Genomic DNA, 21725 nt, shown 5'->3' with positions numbered 1-21725 from the left:
GCTGCGACCCGGCGAGCAGGTGACCATCGCCCGTGGCCAACGGATGCAAAAGCAGCGAACTGCGCCTCCGCCGTCCCCTGACAACCTCGCACTTACCCCAGTCGACGCCAGCATACCAGCGCTTTCATTCTGTTGCGGGAAACTCTGCGACGCTGATCTCATTGATAAATCTGTCAAATGCTATCGGTAAATGTTTTAGGTGCGTAACTATTAGGTTACGTGTAGGATTCAGCGCCATGTCTGAGCTTATCTCCTACGTCAGAATGATGAGAAAGCCAGCATAATGTGCCAGCCGTCCTCCACGCCGGCTGCAAACATGGACATTGACAGGAAACTGATACATCAATGAATACGAAACACGACACTGCAGCGGAGCACCATGCTGCAAAACGCCACTGGCTCAACTCACATGAAGCGGGTTATCACAAAGCGATGGGCAACCGTCAGGTACAGATGATCGCCATCGGCGGCGCCATCGGTACCGGTTTGTTCCTCGGCGCCGGGGCACGTTTACAAATGGCAGGGCCAGCGCTCGCACTGGTCTATCTGGTCTGCGGCATCTTCTCTTTCTTTATTCTTCGCGCCCTCGGCGAACTGGTTCTCCACCGCCCCTCGAGCGGCAGCTTCGTCTCCTATGCCAGGGAATTCCTCGGCGAAAAGGCCGCCTACGTGGCCGGCTGGATGTACTTCGTTAACTGGGCAATGACCGGGATCGTCGATATCACCGCCGTGGCGCTGTATATGCACTACTGGGGCGCGTTTGGCGATGTGCCGCAGTGGGTCTTCGCCCTCGGCGCGCTGGCCATCGTCGGCACCATGAACATGATCGGCGTGAAGTGGTTCGCCGAGATGGAGTTCTGGTTCGCGCTGGTCAAAGTGCTGGCGATCGTCGCGTTTCTCGTGGTTGGCACCATTTTCCTCGGCTCCGGTAAGCCGCTGGACGGTAATGCCACCGGCTTCCACCTGATCACCGATAACGGCGGCTTCTTCCCGCACGGCCTTCTGCCGGCGCTGGTGCTGGTGCAGGGCGTGGTCTTCGCCTTCGCCTCCATTGAGCTGGTGGGCACCGCGGCCGGTGAGTGTAAGGATCCGGAGACGATGGTGCCGAAGGCCATCAACAGCGTGATCTGGCGTATCGGCCTGTTCTACGTCGGGTCGGTGGTGCTGCTGGTGCTGCTGCTGCCGTGGAACGCCTACCAGGCGGGACAGAGCCCGTTCGTTACCTTCTTCTCAAAACTGGGCGTACCGTATATCGGCAGCGTGATGAACATCGTGGTGTTAACCGCCGCCCTCTCCAGCCTCAACTCCGGCCTCTACAGCACCGGGCGTATTCTGCGCTCCATGTCGATGGGGGGCTCCGCGCCGAAGTTCATGTCGAAGATGAGCCGTCACCACGTCCCTTACGCCGGGATCCTGGCGACGCTGGCGGTGTACGTGGTCGGGGTGTTCCTCAACTATCTGGTGCCGTCGCAGGTGTTTGAGATCGTCCTCAACATCGCTTCGCTGGGGATCATTGCATCCTGGGGCTTCATCGTGGTGTGTCAGATGCGTCTGCGCAAAGCGATTAAGGAAGGAAAAGCGGCTCAGGTGAGCTTCAGAATGCCTGGGGCGCCGTTCACCTCCTGGCTGACGCTGCTGTTCCTGTTTAGCGTGCTGGTGCTGATGGCCTTCGATTATCCGAACGGCACCTATACCATTGGCTCCATCCCGTTGCTGGCGGTGCTGCTGGTGGCGGGCTGGTTTGGCGTGCGTAAACGCGTGCATGCGATTCACAGCACAGCGCCGACGCTCAAGCAGTAAATGGCAGGACTCCCGGTTTGTCCATCGCGGGCAAACCGGGAGGTCAGGACTTAGTTATCCTCAACCAGCTGCGACACGTCGCTGCTGTTAATTTCCCGCTTATTACCAGACTCATCGATATAGCTGGTCATCCCCGTTTCTTTATCCAGCTGCGGCTTGCCGTGGGTGACGATCGTCTGACCGCTTTTGGTGGTCATAACGTAGTTGGACGAACAGCCTGCCAGCAGCGCCAGCATCGCGCCGGCGCAAATCACCATGAATGGTTTTTTCATTTTATCTCCACTGATTACCACTGCCCGCGCGAGGCGGGAAAGCGATAAGTGTATAACCTTCAGGTTTATCAGGCCAATACGCGTTTGTAACAGAGGGTGAGATGCCGGGCGCAACCACCGGTGACGATGGTCGTCGCGCCCGGGACCTTACAGGGCGATGCGGATCACATCGTCCGGCGCCGTGGCCTCTTTCTCACGGCTGGATGCTTGTTTCACGCTGACGTACAGCGTTTTGCCGTCATCAGAGAGCGCCAGGCTGTTGGGATGGGTGGGCGTTTTAAAGGTCTTCACCACCTTATAGCTCTTGCCGTCGATAACGCTCACTTCCCCCGCCTTACGGTGCGTCACATAGGCTTCGTTGCGGGTGGGGTTAAACAGCACCGCCAGCGATTCCGGCGCGGTGATTTTCTCCAGCACTTTGCCGTCGCGGGTATCGACCACCAGCACTTCCGGCTGTTTGCTGTCGGTAATAAAGGCGCGGTGGCCGGCGGTATCGAGGCTCAGGTTAAGGTAGAAATGCGCCTTGCCGTCATCCAGCAATTTTTTGCGCGACACAATGCTGTTGCTCTCGCTGTCGATGGTCAGCAGTTCGCCGTCGGCATTGGTGGTATAAAGGCGTTTCGCCTGCGGATCGATCGCCAGGCCGGTGGCCATCGCCCCGGTGCCGGTAATCGTCGTTTTCAGCTTCAGGGTAGCGCCATCCACCACCCAAATCACGCTCTCTTTGCCCAGACCGGTAATGTAGATAGTGTTGGTCTGCTCATTGACCGCCAGCTCGCGCGGCTGCAGCGGGCGCACGGTTTCACTGCGCTGACGCTCGTCCAGCACCAGTCGCCCCTTCACAGCGCCGGTTTTGGCGTCAATGGCGGTGACGGTGCTGTCGACGGTATTACCAAACCACAGCGTACCGGTGGCATGGTTGATAGCGGCGCCAAACGGCTTCAGATCGTTGTGAATAATCTGCGTCACGTCGAGGGTGGTGGGGTCAAGACGATAAACAATCCCCCCTTTGTCCAGCGAACGACTTTGCGAAGTGGCGACCCACAGCGCGTTCTCCTGCTGGCTGTAGGCCATTTCGTAGGCCCCTTTCCCGACGGCCTTGCGCAGCATCTCTTCCGCGGCGTGGGCGCTAAAGCTGCCTGCCAGCAGCAGAGAAGTGAATAACAGTGAATGGCGCAGACGCGGCGCGGCAAACTGACGTAATGACATGACGACTCCCTTTGATAAACCTGTATGTGCTGACCCGACATCGCTTCCGACGGCAAAGTCATGGCTCTGCCTTATTTTGAATGCGAATAGTAATCATTAATTACCTCAAAGTGGAGCGCTAATTGTTGTTGCCCGGTAAATTCGTCAGCCTGGAGCACTATCCGTTAACCAACGGCAGTTAATAATTTTCAAATATTTTACAAACGGGGTAACATATATACATATGTTCCATTTGGTTCGTCTCCCGAGTACTATCGATGAAAATCCTATCCGTGCGACACGCGGCCCTGCCGGCCCTGCTGCTGCCGCTCATCGCCGCCGCCCAGGCCGCCGATGAACAAACCATGGTGGTGACCGCTGCGCCAACCACTGTTTCTGAACTGGATACCCCCGCCGCCGTCAGCGTGGTCAATGGCGATGAGATGCGCCAGGCCGCGCCGCGCGTCAACCTCTCTGAATCGCTGGGCGCCGTGCCGGGCCTGCAGGTGCAGAACCGACAAAACTATGCCCAGGATCTGCAGCTGTCGATTCGCGGCTTTGGCTCCCGCTCTACCTACGGCGTGCGCGGGCTGCGCATCTATGTGGACGGCATCCCGGCGACCATGCCCGACGGCCAGGGGCAGACCTCCAATATCGATATCGGTAGCGTCGACACCCTCGAGGTGCTGCGCGGCCCCTTCTCTGCCCTCTACGGTAACTCGTCCGGCGGGGTGATCAATGTCACCAGCCAGACCGGCACCCAGCCGCCCACCGTGGAAGCCAGCAGTTACTATGGCAGCTTCGGCACCTGGCACTATGGGATGAAAGCCACCGGCGCCGTTGGCGACGGCAGCCACGCAGGCGATGTGGATTACACGGTGTCGACTAACCGCTTCACCACCCATGGCTATCGCGATCACAGCGGCGCGCGCAAAAATCTGGCCAACGCCCGGCTGGGGGTGCGCATCAACGACGTCAGTAAGCTGACGCTGCTGCTGAACAGCGTTGATATCAAAGCCAATGACGCCGGCGGCTTAACCGCCGATGAATGGCGCGATAACCCGCGCCAGTCGCCGCGCGGCGACCAGTATAATACCCGCAAGGATACCCGGCAGACCCAGGCTGGCCTGCGCTACGAGCGTCAGCTGAGCGACCAGGACGATCTCAGCGTCATGATGTACGCCGGGGAACGCGAAACCACCCAGTACCAGTCGATCCCGCGCGCGCCGCAGCTGAAGCCGAGCCATGCCGGCGGGGTGATCGACCTCACCCGCCACTACCAGGGGATCGATACCCGGCTGACCCATCGCGGCGAGCTGCTGGTGCCGGTCACCCTGACCGCCGGTCTTGACTACGAGAACATGAGCGAGCGCCGCAAGGGCTATGAAAACTTTGTGATGGTCAACGGCGCGCCGCAGTATGGCGAACAGGGCGCGCTACGCCGTAACGAACGTAACCTGATGTGGAACGTCGACCCTTACCTGCAAACCCAGTGGCAGCTCACCGACAAACTTTCGCTCGATGCCGGGGTGCGCTACAGCTCGGTATGGTTCGACTCGAATGATTACTACATCACCCCAGGCAATGGCGACGACAGCGGCGATGCCAGCTATCACAAATGGCTGCCCGCAGGCTCGCTGAAGTATGCCCTGAGCGACGCCTGGAACGTTTACCTCTCCGCTGGCCGCGGCTTCGAGACGCCGACCATTAACGAGCTGTCATACCGCGCCGATAACCAGAGCGGTCTCAACTTCGGCCTGAAGCCCTCCACCAACGACACGGTGGAGATCGGCAGCAAGACGCGGATCGGCAATGGGTTGCTCACCGCCGCCCTGTTCCAGACCGATACCGATAATGAGATCGTGGTCGACAGCAGCAGCGGCGGACGCACCAGCTATAAAAACGCCGGCAAGACCCGTCGTCAGGGGATGGAGCTGGGACTGGATCAGCAGTTTGGCGAGAGCTGGCGCCTGAAGGCGGCCTGGACCTGGCTTGACGCGACCTATCGCACCAACGTCTGCGGCGACGCCAGCTGCAACGGCAACCGTATTCCGGGGATCGCGCGCAATATGGGTTACGCCTCCTTCGGCTATCAGCCGGAGCAGGGCTGGTACGCCGGGAGCGATATTCGCTACATGAGCGACATCATGGCGAACGACGAAAACACCGCCAAAGCCCCTTCCTGGACGGTGGTCGGCCTGACGACCGGCTATAAGTGGAGCTATGGCAGGATGGATATGGATCTGTTCGGCCGGGTCGACAACCTGTTCGACCGCGAATACGTCGGGTCCGTCATCGTTAACGAGTCCAACGGACGCTACTACGAGCCCGCGCCGGGACGCAACTACGGTATCGGGCTGAACCTCGCCTGGCGCTTCGAGTAACGCCCGGCTTCGCCCGCGGACCAGCGGGCGAAGGCGTTACCCTCAGGCGCTGGCGCCCGGGGCGCTGATTAAAGCAGGTTTCTCAGGGACAATTCGAAAATGATCTTTTCCGCCTGGCAGGAGAAGGCGATGGACAGATCGAGTTTCACCTCGTCGCCGGCGGCGGCGAGCGTGTAGTCAACCTGCGGTGGTTCACTGGCCGGCGCCGCCGCGGCGGCACGCTCGCGAACGGCGGCTACGGTTGACTCCGCTTCCTCGCGGCTCGGGAATAACTTCTCAGCCCGGTAGACGCAGTCCTCGTTATCAATAATTGTCCCGACATCAATGGCGCAGCCTTTGGTGCTGCATTTATCTACTACATCTTTCATCGTCATAACCTCTTGAGTTTTCTTAAGGATAAGAATCCGCTCGCCGAAAAGCAAACCATTAATATCCGTAAGGATTAGCGATTTTTATTCTATCGCGCCGCGCCGGACGCTAGCTTGCGCCATCGCAAGGCGAGGCATGATGATGCAGGACCGCCGCGACTCACCGCGCGATTGCCCCTGCAACCGTGCTAGCCATCACACTATTCTGCACACTTTCTCGTCTGCCTCGCGCCGCAGCGTTAATCTGGTCACAGAACAACGCCAACAAGGAGCTGCTATGGCACTGCCGATAATGATTGATTGCGATCCGGGACATGATGACGCGATCGCCCTGGTCCTCGCCCTCGCCTCGCCGGAGCTGGAGGTGAAAGCCGTCACCGCCTCCGCAGGCAACCAGACCCCGGAGAAGACTCTGCGCAACGTGCTGCGTATGCTGACCCTGCTGAACCGCGCGGATATTCCGGTCGCCGGCGGCGCGTGGAAGCCGTTAATGCGCGATCTGATCATTGCCGATAACGTGCACGGGGAAAGCGGACTGGATGGCCCGAACCTGCCGGAGCCGGCCTTTGCGCCGCAAAACTGCACCGCCGTCGAGCTGATGGCCAGGGTGCTGCGCGAAAGTCAGGAGCCGGTGACGCTGGTGGCCACCGGGCCGCAGACGAACGTGGCGTTGCTGCTCGCCAGCCATCCGGAGCTGCACGCGAAGATCGCCCGCATCGTGATCATGGGGGGCGCTATGGGGCTGGGCAACTGGCAGCCGGCGGCGGAGTTTAATATCTACGTCGATCCGCAGGCGGCGGAGATGGTCTTTCAGTCGGGGATCCCGGTGGTGATGGCAGGCCTGGATGTCACCCACCGGGCGCAGATCCTTCCTGCGGATATTGAGCGATTCCGCCAGATTGGCAATCCGGTATCGACCATCGTCGCCGAACTGCTCGACTTCTTTATGGCCTACCATAAGGACGAAAAGTGGGGCTTCGACGGCGCGCCGCTGCACGACCCCTGCACCATCGCCTGGCTCCTCAAGCCGGAGCTCTTTACCACTATCGAGCGCTGGGTCGGCGTGGAAACGGAAGGCAAATATACCCAGGGGATGACGGTGGTCGATTACTACCATCTGACCGGCAATCCGCCCAATACCACCCTGATGCTGGATGTGGACCGCGAAGCCTTTGTCGATCTGCTCGCCCAGCGGTTAGCCTTTTACGCCTGATATTGATGCAGCGCCTCTCTTCCCGGCCGGGAGAGAGGCGCGTTCAGGCTATACCCGGCGTATTAGTCATCCGCCGACACGCGGATCACCACCTTACCAAAGTTTTCACCTTTCAACAGGCCGATCAGCGCCTGCGGCGCCTGCTCCAGACCGTCGATCAGCTGTTCGCGATATTTAATTTTACCCTCCTGCACCCAGCGCCCCATCTGCTGCTGGAATTCCGCGATCCGATGCCCATAATCCTGGCCGATAATAAAGCCCTGCATCCGAATGCGTTTCTTGAGGATGGTCGCCATCAGCAGCGGCAGACGGTCCGGCCCGTCCGGCAGACCGGTGGCGTTATAGCCGCTCACCAGTCCGCAGACCGGAACCCGCGCCGCGGTGTTGAGCAGCGGCAGCACCGCGTCAAAAACCTTGCCGCCGACGTTTTCGTAGTAGACGTCAATGCCCTGCGGGCAGGCCTGGGCCAGCTGTTCGGCAAAGTCCGCCGCGCGATGGTCAAGGCAGACATCAAAGCCTAAGGTGTCAACCGCATAGCGACATTTCTCCGCGCCGCCGGCGACGCCGACGGTACGGCAGCCCTTAATTTTGCCGATCTGTCCGACCGTAGCGCCCACCGGCCCGGTGGCCGCAGCGACCACCAGCGTGTCACCCGGCTTCGGCTGGCCAATGTCCAGTAATCCCATGTAGGCGGTGAAGCCCGGCATCCCCAGCACCCCCAGCGACCAGGACGGGTGCTGCGGGTTGTCCCCCAGCTTCACCAGCCCGCTGCCGTCGGAAAGCTCATAATCCTGCCAGCCGCTGTAGCCCAGCACCCAGTCGCCGGGTTGAAAATCATCATGCTGCGAGGTCACGACGCGACTCACGGTCCCGCCCACCATCACCGCGCCGATGGCCACCGGCGGTGAATAGGACGGCGCGTCGCTCATCCGCCCGCGCATATAGGGATCCAGCGATAAATAAACGGTACGCAGCAGAACCTGACCCGGCCCCGGGGTGGGCACCTCGCGCTCTTCCAGGCGGAAATGCTCTGCCGTCGGTTCACCATGGGGGCGGGAAGCCAGTACCCAGCGGCGATGGCGTTGCGGTTGTTCTGACATAGCAAACTCCTCTTGTTAGCAGACAGTACTGAGGCTAGCTGCTTTATGCGCAATGCGCTTTATCATTAAGAGCCGGATGGCGATTGATTAAGGCGCACCACCAGATAGACGCAGGTCTCTGCGGATTCATTGATAAAGCGGCAGTCGTTCGGTGGGCCGAGCTCCAGACAGTCCCCGGTCTGCATCTCGTGGCGGGTATTCCCTTCCAGGAACACCAGCTCGCCCCGCTGCAGCCAGATCAGCTGGCGTGCCAGCGCATAGGACGAAGCCGGCATCGGCACATCGCTGCCGGGCGGCAGCTCGATCTGCACCAGGTCAATGGGCAGATCGCTGCGCGGCGAAACGTGGCGGCGGAGATAGTGGCTTTGCGGGTCGTGCCATACCGGCTGGCTGGCAAAACGCAGCAGCTTGCCTTCCTGCATTTCCGCCCTGGCGATCAGGGTCGACATACTGATGCCGAAGGCGCCGGAAAGGCGGCCCAGCATCGACGCCGTCGGGCTGCTTTCGCCGCGCTCGATTTTATGGATCATCGCCCGCGAGGCGCCCGCCCGTTCGGCCAGGTCGTTCAGCGACCAGCCACGGGATTCGCGCTCGATGCGGATGCGCGCGCTGATACGCTGATTGAGGTTGTCTTCTATAGTATTCATAACGTAACACTATAGTGTGCGCGCAGGCATTACACAACCGCCCGTCGGGCCGCGTAACCCCTGGCCCATCAGGAAAAAATTTGCTGAAAACGGATGACAGCGTAGCGTTCATTATTGTAATAATATCGTACTACTATAGTGTACGAAAACTGAGGTTTGCTATGTCCATCCGCCCTGCCATTAAAGACGATTGCGCGGCGATCGCCGAGATTTATAACCACGCCGTCGTGCATACCGCCGCTATCTGGAATGACAAAACCGTGGATACCGACAACCGCATCGCATGGTTTGAAGCCCGCCAGCTGGCAGGCTTTCCGGTGCTGGTGAGCGAGGAAAACGGCGTCATTACCGGCTATTCCTCCTTTGGCGACTGGCGCGCGTTTGACGGCTTTCGCCACACCGTGGAGCATTCGGTGTACGTTCACCCCGAGCACCAGGGGAAAGGCCTGGGCCGCAAACTTCTGGTCGCCTTGATCGCCGAAGCGCGTCGGCTGAATAAACATGTGATGGTCGCCGGGATCGAGTCGCAGAACCACGCCTCGCTGCACCTGCATGAAACGCTGGGCTTTATCACCACCGGGCAGATGCCGCAGGTGGGAACCAAATTTGGTCGCTGGCTGGATCTGACCTTTATGCAGCTGCAGCTTGATGCGCGCCAGGACCCGGACGGCCAGGCATGAATGGGTCGCTTACCCTCACCTTTCTGGTGGCCGCCGGCGTAGGCCTGGTGGTGCAGAACACCCTGATGGTGCGCATCACCCAGTCGGTGTCGACGATCCTCATCGCCATGCTGCTCAATTCGCTGGTAGGTATCGTTATTTTCGTGACCTTGTTGCTGCTGCGCCAGGGCGTCGCCGGCTTTCATGAGCTGGCCCTGAACGTGAAGTGGTGGACGCTGATCCCCGGCATGCTGGGATCCTTTTTCGTCTTCGCCAGCATCAGCGGCTATCAGACCGTGGGCGCAGCCACCACCATCGCGGTACTGGTGGCCAGCCAGCTGGTCGGCGGGTTGATCATGGATTTAATTCGCGCCCACGGCGTACCGCTGCGGGCGCTGATCGGGCCATTATGCGGCGCGGTGATGCTGGTGGTGGGCGCCTGGCTGGTGGCCAGACGCCAGTTCTGAGCGCCTGTTCAGAGGATCGCGCCGCCTTTGGTCAACTGCTCGCGGCGCGCGTCCTGCTCTTCCTGATGCTGTCGCCCATGGTGAGCGATGGCGGTGCGCAGGCGCTGCTGCTGAGTATAGCGTTCCTCACGACTGAGCTGCGCGTCATCGCTCAGGGCGATCAGCAGCTCATTCATATGCGCGATAACGCCCTCGGCAAGGATGTCATCGACTTTAACGATGACCTCATCCAGATGTGCCATTCTGTTCTCCTTTCACTTAATTCAGCTTCGCTTTGGAAAAATCGCTCCCCATCATGCTCACAGTGTAGCCGCTGACGTTGCTGCGGGTGGCATAGAAGGTCTTGCCGGTCGCCAGGGTGATCCACGGCGCCTGCTGGTAAAAGATCTCTTGCGCCTGATCGTAGAGTTTGGCGCGCGCCTGCGGATCGCTCACCAGCAGGGCTTTCTTCACCAGCGCGTCATACGACTTATCGCACCAGCGGGCGGCATTAGAGCCGGTCTGGATATTATCACAGCTGAGCAGCGTGCCGGCAAAGTTGTCCGGGTCGCCATTGTCTGACATCCAGCCGTACAGGGCGCTGTCGTGTTCGCCTTTACGCATGCCGGCCAGGTATTCTCCCCACTCATAGCTGACGATCTTCGCTTTCACCCCGACTTTCGCCCAGTCGTTTTGGATCATTTCAGCAATGCGTTTTGAGTTCGGGTTGTAGGGCCGCTGAACCGGCATCGACCACAGGGTCACTTCCGCCCCTTGCTCCAGACCCGCCTGTTTGAGCAGCGCCTTCGCTTTCTGCGGATCGTAGTCGTAGTCCGGGAGGTCTTTTTTATACCCGAGCATGGTGGATGGGATCGGCGACTTCGCCGCCGTACCGGAATCGAGGAACACCGCCCTGACGATGGCCTGTTTGTCGGTGGCGTAGTTTAACGCCTGGCGCACCAGCACATTATCAAACGGTTTCTTCTCGGTGTTGAACGCCAGATAGCCGACGTTCAGCGCCTCGACGGCGTGCAGCGTCAGATCGTTATTGCCCTTGATCACCGGGAACTGTACCGGCGAAGGCGCCGGAATAATCTGGCACTCGTTAGTCTGCAGTTTAGCCAGCCGGGTCTCGACGTTCGGCGTGATGGAGAAGATCAGGTGCTTCGTCGGCACCTCGCCTTCCCAGTAGTGGGGATTGGCGATATAGCGGATTTGCGAATCCACTTTATACTGCTGCAGAGCATAGGGTCCGGTGCCGACAGGCCAGTTATCGACGTTTTCTGGCGTTCCTTTCTTCAGCATCGCCTCGCCATATTCCGCCGACAGAATAGAGGCGAAGTCCATTCCCCAGTCGGCAAGAAACGCCGCGTTCGGCTGATTGAGCACAAACTGGACGTGATAGTCATCGACCTTTTTCACCGACTTAATCAGCTTATCGAGGCCCACGTCGTGGAAGTACTCATAGTTCCCCTGCGACACCTTGTGATAAGGATGCTGAGGATCCATCTGGCGCAGTACCGAAAACAGGACGTCGTCGGCGTTAAAATCGCGGGTCGGTTTGAAGAATTTATTGCTGTTGAACTTCACCCCCTGACGCAGCGTGAAGGTCCAGGTTTTGCCATCTTCAGAGACATGCCACTCGGTGGCCAGCGACGGGATCGGCGTGTTCTTCACCGGGTCAAAGGTGACCAGACGGTTATATAGCACCTGCGAGCTGGCGACGAACGACGGGCCGGAGCTGGCGATCTGCGGGTTGAAGGACTCCGGGGAGGCCTCTGAGCAATAGACCAGCGTGTCATTGCCCGCGGCCCATGCGGCGCTGGCCGGCAGCAGCGCGCTCAGCAGCAGCGCCAGCGTGGTTTTCCCTGTAGACATGGTTATAAGCCCTGATTATTGATTATAAGAACCGTAATAACAGCACAGCCCCTGGCCCCCGGCAAATAATCAATGGCTATCACCTTATGCCAATCGCGCTGAATTTGCTGGTTTAATCGGCGTCGCGCTGCTTTTTGCGCCAGGTACGGTTGGGATGTTGTGAGCTACGCACAATTCCGGCAAAAAAATGTGCGATAACCGCCCCGCTCACGCTCGCCGCCAGCCGCGACCGGTACACTGGAGGAACCGCAGAATAAGAGGTTACCTCCATGACAATCACCTGCAATCTGTACATTGCCGGCCAGTGGCACGATGCCGAAGACCATCGGACCTTTACCCGGCGCCACCCTGCCCACGACGACATCGCCTCGGTTGCCGCTGCCGCCAGCCTCGCTGACGGTAAACGCTGCGTCGAGGCCGCGGCCAGCGCCTTCCCGCAGTGGCGCGATACATCCCCGGCGGAACGGCGACGCTTACTGCTCGACGCGGCGGAACATATGCTGCTGCGGGAAGCTAAATTTATCGCCGCCATGGCGGCGGAGACCGGCGCCACCGCCCACTGGGCGGGATTTAACGTCCATCTGGCGGCCGATATCCTGCGCGAAGCGGCGGCGCTGACCACCCAGATCGAAGGGCAGATCATTCCATCCAACGTGCCGGGCAATCTGGCGATGGGGGTCCGCCAGGGTGCCGGCGTGGTGCTGGGCATGGCGCCGTGGAACGCGCCGCTGATCCTTGCCACCCGGGCGCTGGCGACGCCGCTGGCCTGCGGCAACACGGTGATCCTCAAGGGCGCTGAGCTCTCCCCGGCTACACAAGGATTGATTATCGACGCCCTCGACGCGGCGGGCTTCCCGCCGGGCGTGGTGAACTATCTTACCTGCGCGCCTCAAGACGCGCCGGCGCTGGTGGAGTCGCTGATCGCCCATCCGGCGGTGCGGCGCGTCAACTTTACCGGCTCCACGCCGGTGGGGCGGATTATCGCCCGCACCTGCGGGCAGTATCTGAAACCGGCGGTGCTGGAACTCGGTGGCAAAGCGCCGCTGCTGGTCCTCGACGATGCCGACATTGAGCAGGCGGCGGCGGGCGCCATTTTTGGCGCCTTCGCCAACGCCGGACAGATCTGCATGTCCACCGAGCGCATTATTGTCGACAACGCCGTGGCGGAGCGCTTTATCCCTCTGCTGACCAGGCGCGCCGCTTCTCTCCCCGCCAGCCTGACCGGCCCGGTGGTCGACATGAACACCGTCACCCGCTGCAACGCGTTAATCGACGATGCCTTAGCCAAAGGCGCCCGCCTGCTGACCGGCGGCAAAGCCAGCGATACCCACATGGCGCCTACCTTGCTGGACGGCGTCACCCGCGAGATGCGGCTGTGGAACGAAGAGTCCTTCGGCCCGGTAAAAGCGATTATTCGCGTTAATAACGACGAAGAGGCGCTGGCGGTAGCCAACGACAGCGACTATGGCCTTTCCGCTGCGGTCTACAGCCGCGACAGCGCCAGAGCGTGGAACCTGGCGCAACGTTTGCAAACCGGCATTTGCCATATCAATGGTCCAACCGTTCATGATGAAGCGCAAATGCCGTTTGGCGGCTGCAAAGCCTCCGGCTATGGCCGGTTCGGCGGTCGGGCCGGGATTGCGGAATTTACCGAGCTGCGCTGGATAACGCTCCAGACCCAGCCTCGCGAACTGCCATTCTGACCCCGACTCCCCCTTAGCCGTGGCTGGCGATGAGCTGCGCCAGCCCTTCCGGGTTTTCCCACGCCATCGAGTGCCCCGCGTGGGGCACAATCCCGACCGGGATCCCTTGCGCCTCTACCCGTTCGATATCCGCATAAGGGAGCGACTGCTCGCCGACGATCAGCACCTTATGACAGCGCAGCTGGCAGAGCTGGGTAAACCAGGGGGTGTCGCTGCCGTGTATCAGGCTGCTGGCGGCTCGCCAGACGGCCCAGGGGGCGCTGTTTTGCAAACAGCCGGCCCAGGGCGAGCGCTCTTCCGCCAGCATCCTGGCGTAACCTTCGGCCATAAAGGCCGCCTCTGACTGCGCCGCTATGCGCCTGCTGTACTCGCCGCCTCCGGCGAACAGGTTGGGTTCAGAAACCAGCAGCGTGGTCACCCGCTCCGCCAGCAACCCTGCCGCTTCGATGGCGATGCTTCCCCCCATGCTATGCCCGTACAGCGCGAAGCGCTGCAGGCGCAGGTGGTCGAGGACTTGCTCCACCGCTTGCGCCTGGCTATGTATGTTGTAACTAAAGTCGTGCGGTTTATCGCTGTAGCCGAAGCCCGGTAGATCGATAAGTATTTTGCGCCGCCCGTTGAGCGCGGGGGCGCTGGCGACGCGGGGGTAGTCGTAAGATGACGCGCAGCCGAGGCCGTGGATAAACACCAGCGGAAGCCCCTCTCCCGGAAGATCGAGCCAGCGCAATGTGGCGCCTGCGACGGACGAAAAGAAACCGTTCACCTTTTTGCCTCCATGATAAGGTTACTGTGTTTTTATACAGTAACCTTATCCTTGCCGCCACCCTTTTCTGTCGTCCGCCGCCGGAGCGTTAAAACAGCGAGACGAGGAGCGCCATCGGGAAGCTGAACGGCCAGGTGGCGCCGATCAACAGGGCCGCCAGCAGGCGGATCACCCGGCTCTCTTTGGTTAAAAACCAGCTAATTACGGCGCAGATCACGCCCATAATGGCGTAAAACACCAACATTTTTTGATATAACGTCATTCTTCGTTTTCCTTCCCTGAGGAGCGTTCCATGGTGGGATAATTATCTGCCATGACGTCGTGATTCAGAGATACCTGTATAACAAATTCAGAATTGGGCTGAATATTCAGAACAAAGCCCGATTCGTCTTAATCCGATAGCGCAACCGCGCCCGCCGTACTATACCTTTAGGGACTTACTCATTAAGGTGGCGTTATGGATGTCTCCAGCAAGACCGTCGTTATGATTAATGTCTGCGCCGCGTTCGCGCTTATCAGCCTGCTGTCGGTGAGATTTGGCTGGTTTTAATCATTTTACTCAGCAACGAAACCTAAAAAAGCAGCCCTCTGGGCTGCTTTTTTACGTGCGGAGGCTCGCGCCTATATTAGGGTCATAAACAATACGGGCTGAGTGGCCTGCGAAAATAACCTTGTTTAGCGCAGGGTTATAATGAGGCAAAACATTCACTTTCTCACTATCCCATTCGGCGGCGGCGCAAACGGCCTGCCCCACTCCCGCGCTCTCACAGCCCTGAATACGTTTTGCCGGCGCGTTACCATAGCTCAGCGCCACGGTGCCGACAGCCAGCAGAATAAAAGCAAAAATTTTCACAGCGACATCAACGTTAAAACCGAATATGCGTGAAATGATCGCATGAGCGGCGGCGGAAAGTCAAACCCGGGAGCATGCGCCACCGCGCTGGCGCGCATGGCGGATTGACTCGCCGGTTATTAAATATTGCGAATAAATATTACCCGTTAACCGCAAATATAAAAGCCTTATTTATCGTCGTGAAATAGTTTCTGTTCAGCGCAATCTGATTCGTCTGATAAAGATAATATTTCACCAATCGCAAACCAAAAGATTATAGCGCGTTGGCCGAAAATGCGATATACCGCGCAGGCGCTGGATCTTAATAAGATAAAAGGCGGCTACAAGCCGTTGTAACTTAACCTTTTCATGTCAGGCCTCGCTGGCGAGGGCCCCCAATAGCGCTAAATGACAACAAATATCATTTGCCTTCTCTTCAGAGAATACTTACATTCATAACTATTGGTAATGTTTTTAGCGCTATGCGCTTTTATATTTCGAGGTGGATATGTCCGGAATCATCACCCTGGTCATCGCGCTGATCCTGCTGGTCGCGGCGGTGTATAATCTTATTTCCTATATACGGGACCGTCGCAGCGCCAGCTTGCCGAGCAAAAAAACCAAGCGCTGAACACGGTTAACGCGATTTCCTTCCTGCGCCAGCATCGCTGGCATACTCCTCTTCCTGGCTTAGTGCGGACATAAAAAAAGCCCCTGCCATCAGGCAGGGGCCGGTATTGGGTCGCAAACCGCGACGTTGCCGCCTCACCCACCGGGCGCGACGCGCCCAGGGTGACTGGCGAACCCCATCCGGCGCTTATCTCCGGCACTCACGATGGCTTAGCTCTTGAAGGGGTATCAGAATAATCTCACATTCCCCGCCGCGAGTTTTAACCATTTTTGCCATCGTGACTATTAGCGAACTAACACACCCGTTGCGTAATCATTCGTTGCCACTTAAGGGTCAATCCGTTAGCCATGTTTAACCATCACATGGCGGACCACGGTGTAATCCTCAAGGCCATACATCGACATGTCTTTCCCATAGCCCGACAGCTTCTGACCGCCATGCGGCATTTCACTCACCAGCATAAAGTGGGTGTTGACCCAGGTGCAGCCGTACTGCAGCCTGGCGCTGAGCCGGTGGGCGCGGCCAACATCTTTCGTCCACACCGAAGAGGCCAGACCATACTGGGAGTCATTTGCCCAGCTCAGGGCCTGCGCTTCATCGCTGAAAGGCGTCACGCTGACCACCGGGCCAAACACTTCGCGCTGCACGATGGCGTCTTCCTGCCGGGCGCCGGCGAGCAGCGTCGGCTGGAAATAATAGCCCGCGCCGTCCGCCCGATTGCCGCCGGTCACCACTTTAATATGCGGTAGCGCCTTGGCGGCTTCCACCGCGGCGCTAACGCGCTCAAGATGGGCCAGCGAGCTCAGCGGTCCCAGCTCGGTGGCGGCATCCTCCGGCGCTCCCATTTTCAGGCTGGCCACCGCTGCCCCGAGCTTCTCCACCAGCTGCTCATAAATACCCTGTTGGGCGTAGATCCGGCAGGCGGCCGTACAGTCCTGGCCGGCGTTATAAAACCCGAAGGTCCGAACGCCATCCACCACCGCATCGATATCCGCGTCGTCAAAGACGATGACCGGCGCCTTACCGCCCAGCTCCATATGGGTACGTTTAATCGACGAGGCGGTATGGCCGATGATATGCGCGCCGGTGGCAATCGACCCGGTCAGGGAAACCATTCGCACTTTCGCGTGGGCGGTCAGCGGATCGCCCACCGTTTTGCCGCGGCCGAACAGTACGTTGACCACCCCTTCCGGGAAAATATCTTTTGCCAGCTCAGCCAGCTTCAGCGCCGTCAGCGGGGTGATCTCGGAGGGTTTTAGCACCACGCAGTTGCCTGCCGCCAGCGCCGGGCCCAGCTTCCAGGCCGCCATCATCAGGGGATAGTTCCACGGCGCGATGGAGGCCACCACGCCCACCGGGTCGCGACGGATCATCGAGGTATGCCCTTCCAGATACTCTCCGGCCGCCATTCCCGGCAGGCAGCGGGCGGCGCCGGCGAAGAAGCGGAAAACGTCCGCAATGGCCGGCATCTCATCGTTAAGCACGCAGTGCAGCGGCTTGCCGCAGTTCAGCGACTCCAGCTGCGCCAGTGTCTCCGCCTGCGCCGCGATGGCATCCGCCAGCTTCAGCAGACATTCCGCGCGCGTTTTCGGCGTCGTCTGGCTCCAGGCGTCGAACGCCCGATCCGCCGCCTCAACGGCGGCATCCACCTGGGCCGCTGTCGCTTCGGCAATCTCCAGGATCACATCGCCGGTCGCAGGGTTGTATACCGGCACCTTCTCGCCTTCACCTGCCACTAACTTACCGTTTATCAAGAGGTTGTGTTGCATAGCATTATCCTGTTTCATGGTTTTATTTCCCGTTTCCGGCGACGTTATCGCCGTCGCGGGTGAGCCACCAGGCCCCTAAGATTGGTATCGTTGTTACCAGCATCACCAACAGCGCGACAACGTTGGTGACGGGCACATCTCGCGGCCGCCCCAGCTGATTCAGTAACCACAGCGGCAAAGTTCGCTCATGCCCCGCGGTAAAAGTCGTGACGATGATTTCATCAAATGACAGGGCGAATGCCAGCATCCCGCCCGCCAGCAGCGCCGATCCCAGATTGGGCAGCACCACGTAGCGAAAGGTCTGCCAGCCGGTCGCCCCCAAATCCATCGAGGCCTCCACCAGGCTCCAGGAGGTCCGGCGGAAGCGGGCGATGACGTTGTTAAACACCACCACCACGCAGAAGGTCGCGTGCCCCACCACGATGGTCAGCAGACCAGGTTCAAGGCCTACCGCTTTAAAGGCGGTCAGGAGCGCCAGGCCGGTAATAATCCCCGGCAGGGCGATGGGCAGCAGCAGCAGTAGCGACACCGCGTTCTTACCAAAAAAGGTGCTCCGCCACAGGGCTCCTGCAGCAAGCGTGCCAAGCACTAAGGCGATGGCCGTCGACAGGGCGGCAATTTTAAGTGACAACGTCACTGCCTCCAGAATATCGCTGCGCCCTGCCGCCTCGCTGAACCAGCGCAGCGTCAGCCCCTGCGGCGGAAAACTGAAGGCGGCATCTTCCGTATTAAAAGCATAGATGGCGATGATCAGCAGCGGAAAGTGGAGAAAGACCACCCCGCCCCATGTCGCCAGTTTCAGATACCAGGGTGCGCGTTCAGAGTGCATCGAAGGCTCCCAGACGTTTCACGAACGCCAGATAAAGGGCAATCAGCACGATCGGCACGAGGGTAAACGCCGCCGCCATCGGCATATTGCCGATCGCCCCCTGCTGCGAGTAAACCATATTGCCGATAAAGTACCCCGGCGGGCCGACCAGCTGCGGCACGATAAAATCGCCCAGCGTCAGCGAAAAGGTGAAGATAGACCCGGCGGCAATCCCGGGAATAGCCAGCGGCAGGACCACGTAGCGGAAGGTCTGCCGCGGGGCGGCGCCAAGATCGGCCGAGGCCTGCAGCAAAGAGCCCGGGATACGCTCCAGCGCCGCCTGCACCGGCAGGATCATAAAAGGCAGCCAGATGTAGACGAAGACCAGGAAGCGTCCGAGTCCGGAGGTGGATAAGGTGTTGCCGCCCACCGCCGGGACGGTCAGCAGAGCGTTCAGCGCCCCTTCCAGCCCGAGATGGCCGAGGAACCACTGCGCCACGCCATCTTTGGCTAACAGCAGCACCCACGCGTAGGCTTTGACGATATAGCTGGCCCACATCGGCAGCATGACCGCGATATAAAAGAAGGCCTTCATTTTGCCGCTGGTGTAGCGCGCCATATACCAGGCCATCGGCAGCGCCAGCAGAGCACTGGCCAGCGTCACGCACAGCGCCATGACCAGGGTGCGAACGATAATGTCGTAGTTGGCAGGGTTGAACAGCGCCTGCAGATTGGCCAGCGTGAAGTCGCTGGTCACCGACATGGTGAAGTCGTCAAAAGTATAGATACTCTGCCACAGCAGGGTCAGCAGCGATCCCAGATAGACGATGCCAAACCACATCAACGGCCCAAGCAGCAGCAAAAACAGGCCCAGCGCCGGCCGGCGCCAGAAGATCCCCGATACGCGTCCGGCCTGCGCAGGAACAATCGCCATGGTCATCTCAGCCTCCGCTTTCCAGCGGGGTCATCGCCGCACGCGACCATGACGCCTGCACCGTTTGCCCGGTTCGCGGAACGCTCGCCGCCGCCGCGCCGTCGATATTGGCCTGGCTGACCAGCAGCTTGTCGCCATCCGCCAGCCGGAGCTCGATCCGCGTTGCCGCCCCCTGATACTGTACCGCCTGCACCACACCCTGCACCTGCACTTCGCCGCCGCCCTGCAGGCGAACATGTTCCGGGCGCAGCGACCAGCAGCCCGCCAGGCCGCATAGCCGCCGGGCCGCCTCGGCCTCAAAGACGTTGGCGGTGCCGACAAAACCGGCGACAAAGGCGGTCTTCGGATGCAGATAAAGATCCTGCGGGGCATCCACCTGCTCAATGCGCCCGTTGTTAAACACCGCCACGCGATCGGACATAGACAGCGCTTCGCTCTGGTCGTGGGTGACGAAGATGAAGGTGATCCCCAGCGACTGCTGCAGCTTTTTCAGCTCCACCTGCATCTGCTCGCGCAGCTTTAAATCCAGGGCGCCCAGCGGCTCGTCGAGCAGCAGCACCCGCGGCTGGTTCACCAGCGCCCGGGCGATGGCGACCCGCTGCCGCTGGCCGCCAGAGAGCTGGGAGGGCTTGCGATGGTGCGCAAAACCGAGGGCCACCTTCTCCAGCGCCTCCTGGGCGCGGGCATGGCGCGCTTTCTTCGCCACGCCTTTGACCATCAGGCCGTAAGCGACATTGTCGAGGATCGACATATGGGGAAAAAGCGCATAGTCCTGGAACACGGTATTGACGTCCCGCTGCCAGGGCGGCAGCTCGCTGGCCGGCTGACCGAAGATCCGGATGGTGCCGCCGGAGAGCTGCTCAAAACCGGCAATCAGCCGCAGGCAGGTGGTTTTCCCCGAGCCCGAAGGTCCCAGCATGGAGAAAAACTCGCCGTCGCGGATACCAATGCTGACCCCGTCCACCGCCCGCACATCGCCATACAGGCGCGATACATTCTGAAACTCGACCGCGTACGTCATTGTTTGCCTCCGATCCTTAGCGGCCGCCCATTATCGCAATGTAGTCCTGCGTCCAGCGGCTGTAGGGAACGTATTTCCCCCCCTCGGCAACCGGCGTTTTCCAGAAGTGGATGCGGGCAAACTGGTCGTAGCCGTTGGTCTCACAGCCCTTCTCTCCGAGCAGCGCGCTGGCTTTACAGCCCTCAGGCACCACCGGCAGCGAGCCGAACCAGGCCGCTACATCGCCCTGCACCTTCGGCGTGAGCGACCAGTTCATCCATTTATAAGCGCAGACCGGGTGCTTCGCCTCGCTGTGCAGCATGGTGGTATCCGCCCAGCCGGTCACCCCCTCCTTCGGAAATACGGTAGCGACAGGCTGGCCTTCCGCCTTCAGGCCGTTGGCCTGATAGGGCCACGAGCTGGAGGCGGCCACCCCTTCGTTTTTGAAGTCGTTCATCTGCACGGTGGCGTCATGCCAGTAGCGGTGGATCAGCGGTTGCTGGTCACGCAGCACCTTCAGCACCGCGTTGTACTGGGTTTCGGTCAGTTGATAGGGATCTTCGATCCCCAGCTGCGGTTGGGTGGCTTTGACAAACAGCGCGGCGTCGGCGATATAGATCGGGCCATCATAGGCCTGCACCCGCCCCTGATTGGTTTTGCCATCCGGAAGATCCTGCTTCACGAAGACCACGCTCCAGCTGTCCGGCGGCGTCGGGAATACGCGGGTGTTGTACATCAGCAGATTCGGTCCCCACTGATACGGCGTGCCGTAAACTTTGCCCCCGACGTTAAACCATGCCCCTTGCGCAATGCGCGGGTCGAGAGTGTGCCACCCGGCAATCAGCGCTGTGTTAATCGGTTGAACGCGTTTGCCCATGATCAGACGCAGCGAAGCATCGCCCGAGGCAGTCACCAGATCGTAGCCGCCCTTGGCCATCAGGCTAACCATTTCGTCAGAGGTGGCGGCAGTTTTCACATTAACCTGACAGCCGGTCTCCTTTTCAAACTGGCTGACCCAGTCGTACTGCTTGTCGGTCTGACCGCGTTCGATATACCCCGGCCAGGCAATAATATCCAGTCGCCCTTCCGGTTTATCCAGCGAGGTGAGTGGCTCAGCCGCCTGGACGGTCAGGCAGGCCATCCCCAGCACATAAAGGCTGCAACGGGCCAATTTTTTGCTCATCAGGTGTTACTCCTGTCACAAGGGAATTAGCGGCAGCCGTGCCGTAAAAATATCTCCTGAAATAAGGGTAGTCAGCGGATTAACGCCCTCGGGGGAATTTATTCAGGTTGTGACCCGGGACGCATTACGCAAAAATCGCCAACACAA

23 protein-coding genes are annotated in these 21725 nt (G+C 59.9%); 8 read left to right on the top strand and 15 right to left on the bottom strand.

Annotation, left to right across the window (positions count from 1 at the left end):
- The first annotated feature begins 345 nt into the window (after window positions 1–345).
- Window positions 346–1800, top strand: a complete 1455-nt coding sequence (gene ansP / locus K5R89_RS16495; protein ID WP_023289881.1) for an L-asparagine permease — start codon at window positions 346–348, stop codon at window positions 1798–1800.
- A 50-nt stretch (window positions 1801–1850) separates the two neighbouring features.
- Here the strand turns inward: ansP and K5R89_RS16490 are convergent, their stop codons facing one another.
- Both K5R89_RS16490 and K5R89_RS16485 read right to left on the bottom strand, forming a co-directional pair.
- Window positions 1851–2072, bottom strand: coding sequence for a YgdI/YgdR family lipoprotein (locus K5R89_RS16490; protein ID WP_002906779.1), 222 nt, complete (start codon window positions 2070–2072; stop codon window positions 1851–1853).
- Between the two features lie 147 nt (window positions 2073–2219).
- Entirely contained in the window at window positions 2220–3281 is a 1062-nt protein-coding gene (locus K5R89_RS16485; protein ID WP_044523494.1) for a YncE family protein, read from the bottom strand.
- Between the two features lie 257 nt (window positions 3282–3538).
- On the opposite strand from K5R89_RS16485, the gene pqqU reads away from it, so the two are divergent.
- Window positions 3539–5644, top strand: coding sequence for a TonB-dependent receptor PqqU (pqqU, locus tag K5R89_RS16480; RefSeq protein WP_217259455.1), 2106 nt, complete (start codon window positions 3539–3541; stop codon window positions 5642–5644).
- Window positions 5645–5712: 68 nt separating this feature from the next.
- On the opposite strand, the gene K5R89_RS16475 is transcribed toward pqqU, so the two are convergent.
- The gene (locus tag K5R89_RS16475; RefSeq protein ID WP_020481014.1) at window positions 5713–6012 is read right to left on the bottom strand and encodes a DUF406 domain-containing protein; all 300 of its coding nucleotides are present in this window, start codon (window positions 6010–6012) and stop codon (window positions 5713–5715) included.
- A 277-nt stretch (window positions 6013–6289) separates the two neighbouring features.
- On the opposite strand from K5R89_RS16475, the gene rihA reads away from it, so the two are divergent.
- On the top strand, window positions 6290–7225 hold the full coding sequence (gene rihA / locus K5R89_RS16470; protein ID WP_023289884.1) for a pyrimidine-specific ribonucleoside hydrolase RihA: 936 nt from the start codon (window positions 6290–6292) through the stop codon (window positions 7223–7225).
- A 62-nt stretch (window positions 7226–7287) separates the two neighbouring features.
- On the opposite strand, the gene K5R89_RS16465 is transcribed toward rihA, so the two are convergent.
- Window positions 7288–8325 (bottom strand): NADP-dependent oxidoreductase, encoded by a 1038-nt coding sequence (locus K5R89_RS16465; RefSeq protein WP_044523497.1) that lies wholly within the window; start codon window positions 8323–8325, stop codon window positions 7288–7290.
- A gap of 65 nt (window positions 8326–8390) precedes the next feature.
- A complete protein-coding gene (locus K5R89_RS16460) occupies window positions 8391–8972 on the bottom strand; it encodes an XRE family transcriptional regulator (RefSeq protein WP_023289886.1) in 582 nt (193 codons plus the stop codon).
- A gap of 161 nt (window positions 8973–9133) precedes the next feature.
- Between K5R89_RS16460 and K5R89_RS16455 the strand changes: the two genes are divergently transcribed.
- The gene (locus tag K5R89_RS16455; RefSeq protein ID WP_023289887.1) at window positions 9134–9652 is read left to right on the top strand and encodes a GNAT family N-acetyltransferase; all 519 of its coding nucleotides are present in this window, start codon (window positions 9134–9136) and stop codon (window positions 9650–9652) included.
- Window positions 9649–10098: a DMT family transporter gene (locus K5R89_RS16450; protein WP_217259456.1), complete on the top strand. Its 450-nt coding sequence runs from the start codon at window positions 9649–9651 to the stop codon at window positions 10096–10098. Before K5R89_RS16455 ends, K5R89_RS16450 begins: the two co-directional genes overlap by 4 nt.
- Before the next feature lie 8 nt (window positions 10099–10106).
- On the opposite strand, the gene K5R89_RS16445 is transcribed toward K5R89_RS16450, so the two are convergent.
- Both K5R89_RS16445 and K5R89_RS16440 read right to left on the bottom strand, forming a co-directional pair.
- Entirely contained in the window at window positions 10107–10340 is a 234-nt protein-coding gene (locus tag K5R89_RS16445) for a YdcY family protein (RefSeq protein WP_023289889.1), read from the bottom strand.
- Between the two features lie 16 nt (window positions 10341–10356).
- Window positions 10357–11955, bottom strand: coding sequence for an ABC transporter substrate-binding protein (locus K5R89_RS16440; RefSeq protein ID WP_217259457.1), 1599 nt, complete (start codon window positions 11953–11955; stop codon window positions 10357–10359).
- Window positions 11956–12224: 269 nt separating this feature from the next.
- Between K5R89_RS16440 and K5R89_RS16435 the strand changes: the two genes are divergently transcribed.
- Window positions 12225–13658 (top strand): aldehyde dehydrogenase, encoded by a 1434-nt coding sequence (locus K5R89_RS16435; protein WP_117133731.1) that lies wholly within the window; start codon window positions 12225–12227, stop codon window positions 13656–13658.
- Window positions 13659–13671: 13 nt separating this feature from the next.
- On the opposite strand, the gene K5R89_RS16430 is transcribed toward K5R89_RS16435, so the two are convergent.
- Both K5R89_RS16430 and K5R89_RS16425 read right to left on the bottom strand, forming a co-directional pair.
- A complete protein-coding gene (locus K5R89_RS16430) occupies window positions 13672–14421 on the bottom strand; it encodes an alpha/beta fold hydrolase (protein ID WP_072421598.1) in 750 nt (249 codons plus the stop codon).
- Between the two features lie 88 nt (window positions 14422–14509).
- The gene (locus K5R89_RS16425; protein WP_008804686.1) at window positions 14510–14683 is read right to left on the bottom strand and encodes a GhoT/OrtT family toxin; all 174 of its coding nucleotides are present in this window, start codon (window positions 14681–14683) and stop codon (window positions 14510–14512) included.
- A gap of 195 nt (window positions 14684–14878) precedes the next feature.
- On the opposite strand from K5R89_RS16425, the gene yncL reads away from it, so the two are divergent.
- Window positions 14879–14971, top strand: coding sequence for a stress response membrane protein YncL (gene yncL, locus K5R89_RS16420; RefSeq protein ID WP_002906891.1), 93 nt, complete (start codon window positions 14879–14881; stop codon window positions 14969–14971).
- Between the two features lie 51 nt (window positions 14972–15022).
- On the opposite strand, the gene K5R89_RS16415 is transcribed toward yncL, so the two are convergent.
- A complete protein-coding gene (locus K5R89_RS16415) occupies window positions 15023–15274 on the bottom strand; it encodes a hypothetical protein (RefSeq protein WP_032453085.1) in 252 nt (83 codons plus the stop codon).
- A gap of 487 nt (window positions 15275–15761) precedes the next feature.
- On the opposite strand from K5R89_RS16415, the gene K5R89_RS16410 reads away from it, so the two are divergent.
- Window positions 15762–15884, top strand: a complete 123-nt coding sequence (locus K5R89_RS16410) for a small membrane protein (protein WP_004175940.1) — start codon at window positions 15762–15764, stop codon at window positions 15882–15884.
- A gap of 341 nt (window positions 15885–16225) precedes the next feature.
- On the opposite strand, the gene patD is transcribed toward K5R89_RS16410, so the two are convergent.
- From patD to ydcS, 5 genes are read right to left on the bottom strand one after another with little or no spacing between them, the layout of a single operon-like run.
- On the bottom strand, window positions 16226–17653 hold the full coding sequence (gene patD, locus K5R89_RS16405) for an aminobutyraldehyde dehydrogenase (protein ID WP_023289894.1): 1428 nt from the start codon (window positions 17651–17653) through the stop codon (window positions 16226–16228).
- Between the two features lie 22 nt (window positions 17654–17675).
- Entirely contained in the window at window positions 17676–18482 is an 807-nt protein-coding gene (locus K5R89_RS16400; protein ID WP_017900483.1) for an ABC transporter permease, read from the bottom strand.
- On the bottom strand, window positions 18472–19401 hold the full coding sequence (locus tag K5R89_RS16395) for an ABC transporter permease (RefSeq protein WP_004202776.1): 930 nt from the start codon (window positions 19399–19401) through the stop codon (window positions 18472–18474). The genes K5R89_RS16400 and K5R89_RS16395 overlap by 11 nt, the downstream gene beginning before the upstream one ends.
- A gap of 1 nt (window position 19402) precedes the next feature.
- Window positions 19403–20416 (bottom strand): ABC transporter ATP-binding protein, encoded by a 1014-nt coding sequence (locus K5R89_RS16390; protein WP_004202778.1) that lies wholly within the window; start codon window positions 20414–20416, stop codon window positions 19403–19405.
- Between the two features lie 16 nt (window positions 20417–20432).
- On the bottom strand, window positions 20433–21578 hold the full coding sequence (ydcS, locus tag K5R89_RS16385) for a putative ABC transporter substrate-binding protein YdcS (RefSeq protein WP_023289895.1): 1146 nt from the start codon (window positions 21576–21578) through the stop codon (window positions 20433–20435).
- Between the last annotated feature and the right edge of the window lie 147 nt (window positions 21579–21725).

Origin of the sequence: Klebsiella sp. TF21-TM, assembly GCF_019753495.1 — a bacterium.
Taxonomy (GTDB): Bacteria; Pseudomonadota; Gammaproteobacteria; order Enterobacterales; family Enterobacteriaceae; genus Klebsiella; species Klebsiella quasipneumoniae.
The sequence above is the reverse complement of the archived record's forward strand: the minus strand, read 5'-3'. Positions and strand labels throughout refer to the sequence as shown.

Coding starts and splice junctions, on each gene's coding strand:
- ansP (WP_023289881.1), top strand. CDS start 346: ATGAATACGAAACACGACACTGCAGCGGAGCACCATGCTGCAAAACGC.
- K5R89_RS16490 (WP_002906779.1), bottom strand. CDS start 2,072: ATGAAAAAACCATTCATGGTGATTTGCGCCGGCGCGATGCTGGCGCTG.
- K5R89_RS16485 (WP_044523494.1), bottom strand. CDS start 3,281: ATGTCATTACGTCAGTTTGCCGCGCCGCGTCTGCGCCATTCACTGTTA.
- pqqU (WP_217259455.1), top strand. CDS start 3,539: ATGAAAATCCTATCCGTGCGACACGCGGCCCTGCCGGCCCTGCTGCTG.
- K5R89_RS16475 (WP_020481014.1), bottom strand. CDS start 6,012: ATGAAAGATGTAGTAGATAAATGCAGCACCAAAGGCTGCGCCATTGAT.
- rihA (WP_023289884.1), top strand. CDS start 6,290: ATGGCACTGCCGATAATGATTGATTGCGATCCGGGACATGATGACGCG.
- K5R89_RS16465 (WP_044523497.1), bottom strand. CDS start 8,325: ATGTCAGAACAACCGCAACGCCATCGCCGCTGGGTACTGGCTTCCCGC.
- K5R89_RS16460 (WP_023289886.1), bottom strand. CDS start 8,972: ATGAATACTATAGAAGACAACCTCAATCAGCGTATCAGCGCGCGCATC.
- K5R89_RS16455 (WP_023289887.1), top strand. CDS start 9,134: ATGTCCATCCGCCCTGCCATTAAAGACGATTGCGCGGCGATCGCCGAG.
- K5R89_RS16450 (WP_217259456.1), top strand. CDS start 9,649: ATGAATGGGTCGCTTACCCTCACCTTTCTGGTGGCCGCCGGCGTAGGC.
- K5R89_RS16445 (WP_023289889.1), bottom strand. CDS start 10,340: ATGGCACATCTGGATGAGGTCATCGTTAAAGTCGATGACATCCTTGCC.
- K5R89_RS16440 (WP_217259457.1), bottom strand. CDS start 11,955: ATGTCTACAGGGAAAACCACGCTGGCGCTGCTGCTGAGCGCGCTGCTG.
- K5R89_RS16435 (WP_117133731.1), top strand. CDS start 12,225: ATGACAATCACCTGCAATCTGTACATTGCCGGCCAGTGGCACGATGCC.
- K5R89_RS16425 (WP_008804686.1), bottom strand. CDS start 14,683: ATGACGTTATATCAAAAAATGTTGGTGTTTTACGCCATTATGGGCGTG.
- yncL (WP_002906891.1), top strand. CDS start 14,879: ATGGATGTCTCCAGCAAGACCGTCGTTATGATTAATGTCTGCGCCGCG.
- K5R89_RS16410 (WP_004175940.1), top strand. CDS start 15,762: ATGTCCGGAATCATCACCCTGGTCATCGCGCTGATCCTGCTGGTCGCG.
- patD (WP_023289894.1), bottom strand. CDS start 17,653: ATGCAACACAACCTCTTGATAAACGGTAAGTTAGTGGCAGGTGAAGGC.
- K5R89_RS16400 (WP_017900483.1), bottom strand. CDS start 18,482: ATGCACTCTGAACGCGCACCCTGGTATCTGAAACTGGCGACATGGGGC.
- K5R89_RS16395 (WP_004202776.1), bottom strand. CDS start 19,401: ATGACCATGGCGATTGTTCCTGCGCAGGCCGGACGCGTATCGGGGATC.
- K5R89_RS16390 (WP_004202778.1), bottom strand. CDS start 20,416: ATGACGTACGCGGTCGAGTTTCAGAATGTATCGCGCCTGTATGGCGAT.
- ydcS (WP_023289895.1), bottom strand. CDS start 21,578: ATGAGCAAAAAATTGGCCCGTTGCAGCCTTTATGTGCTGGGGATGGCC.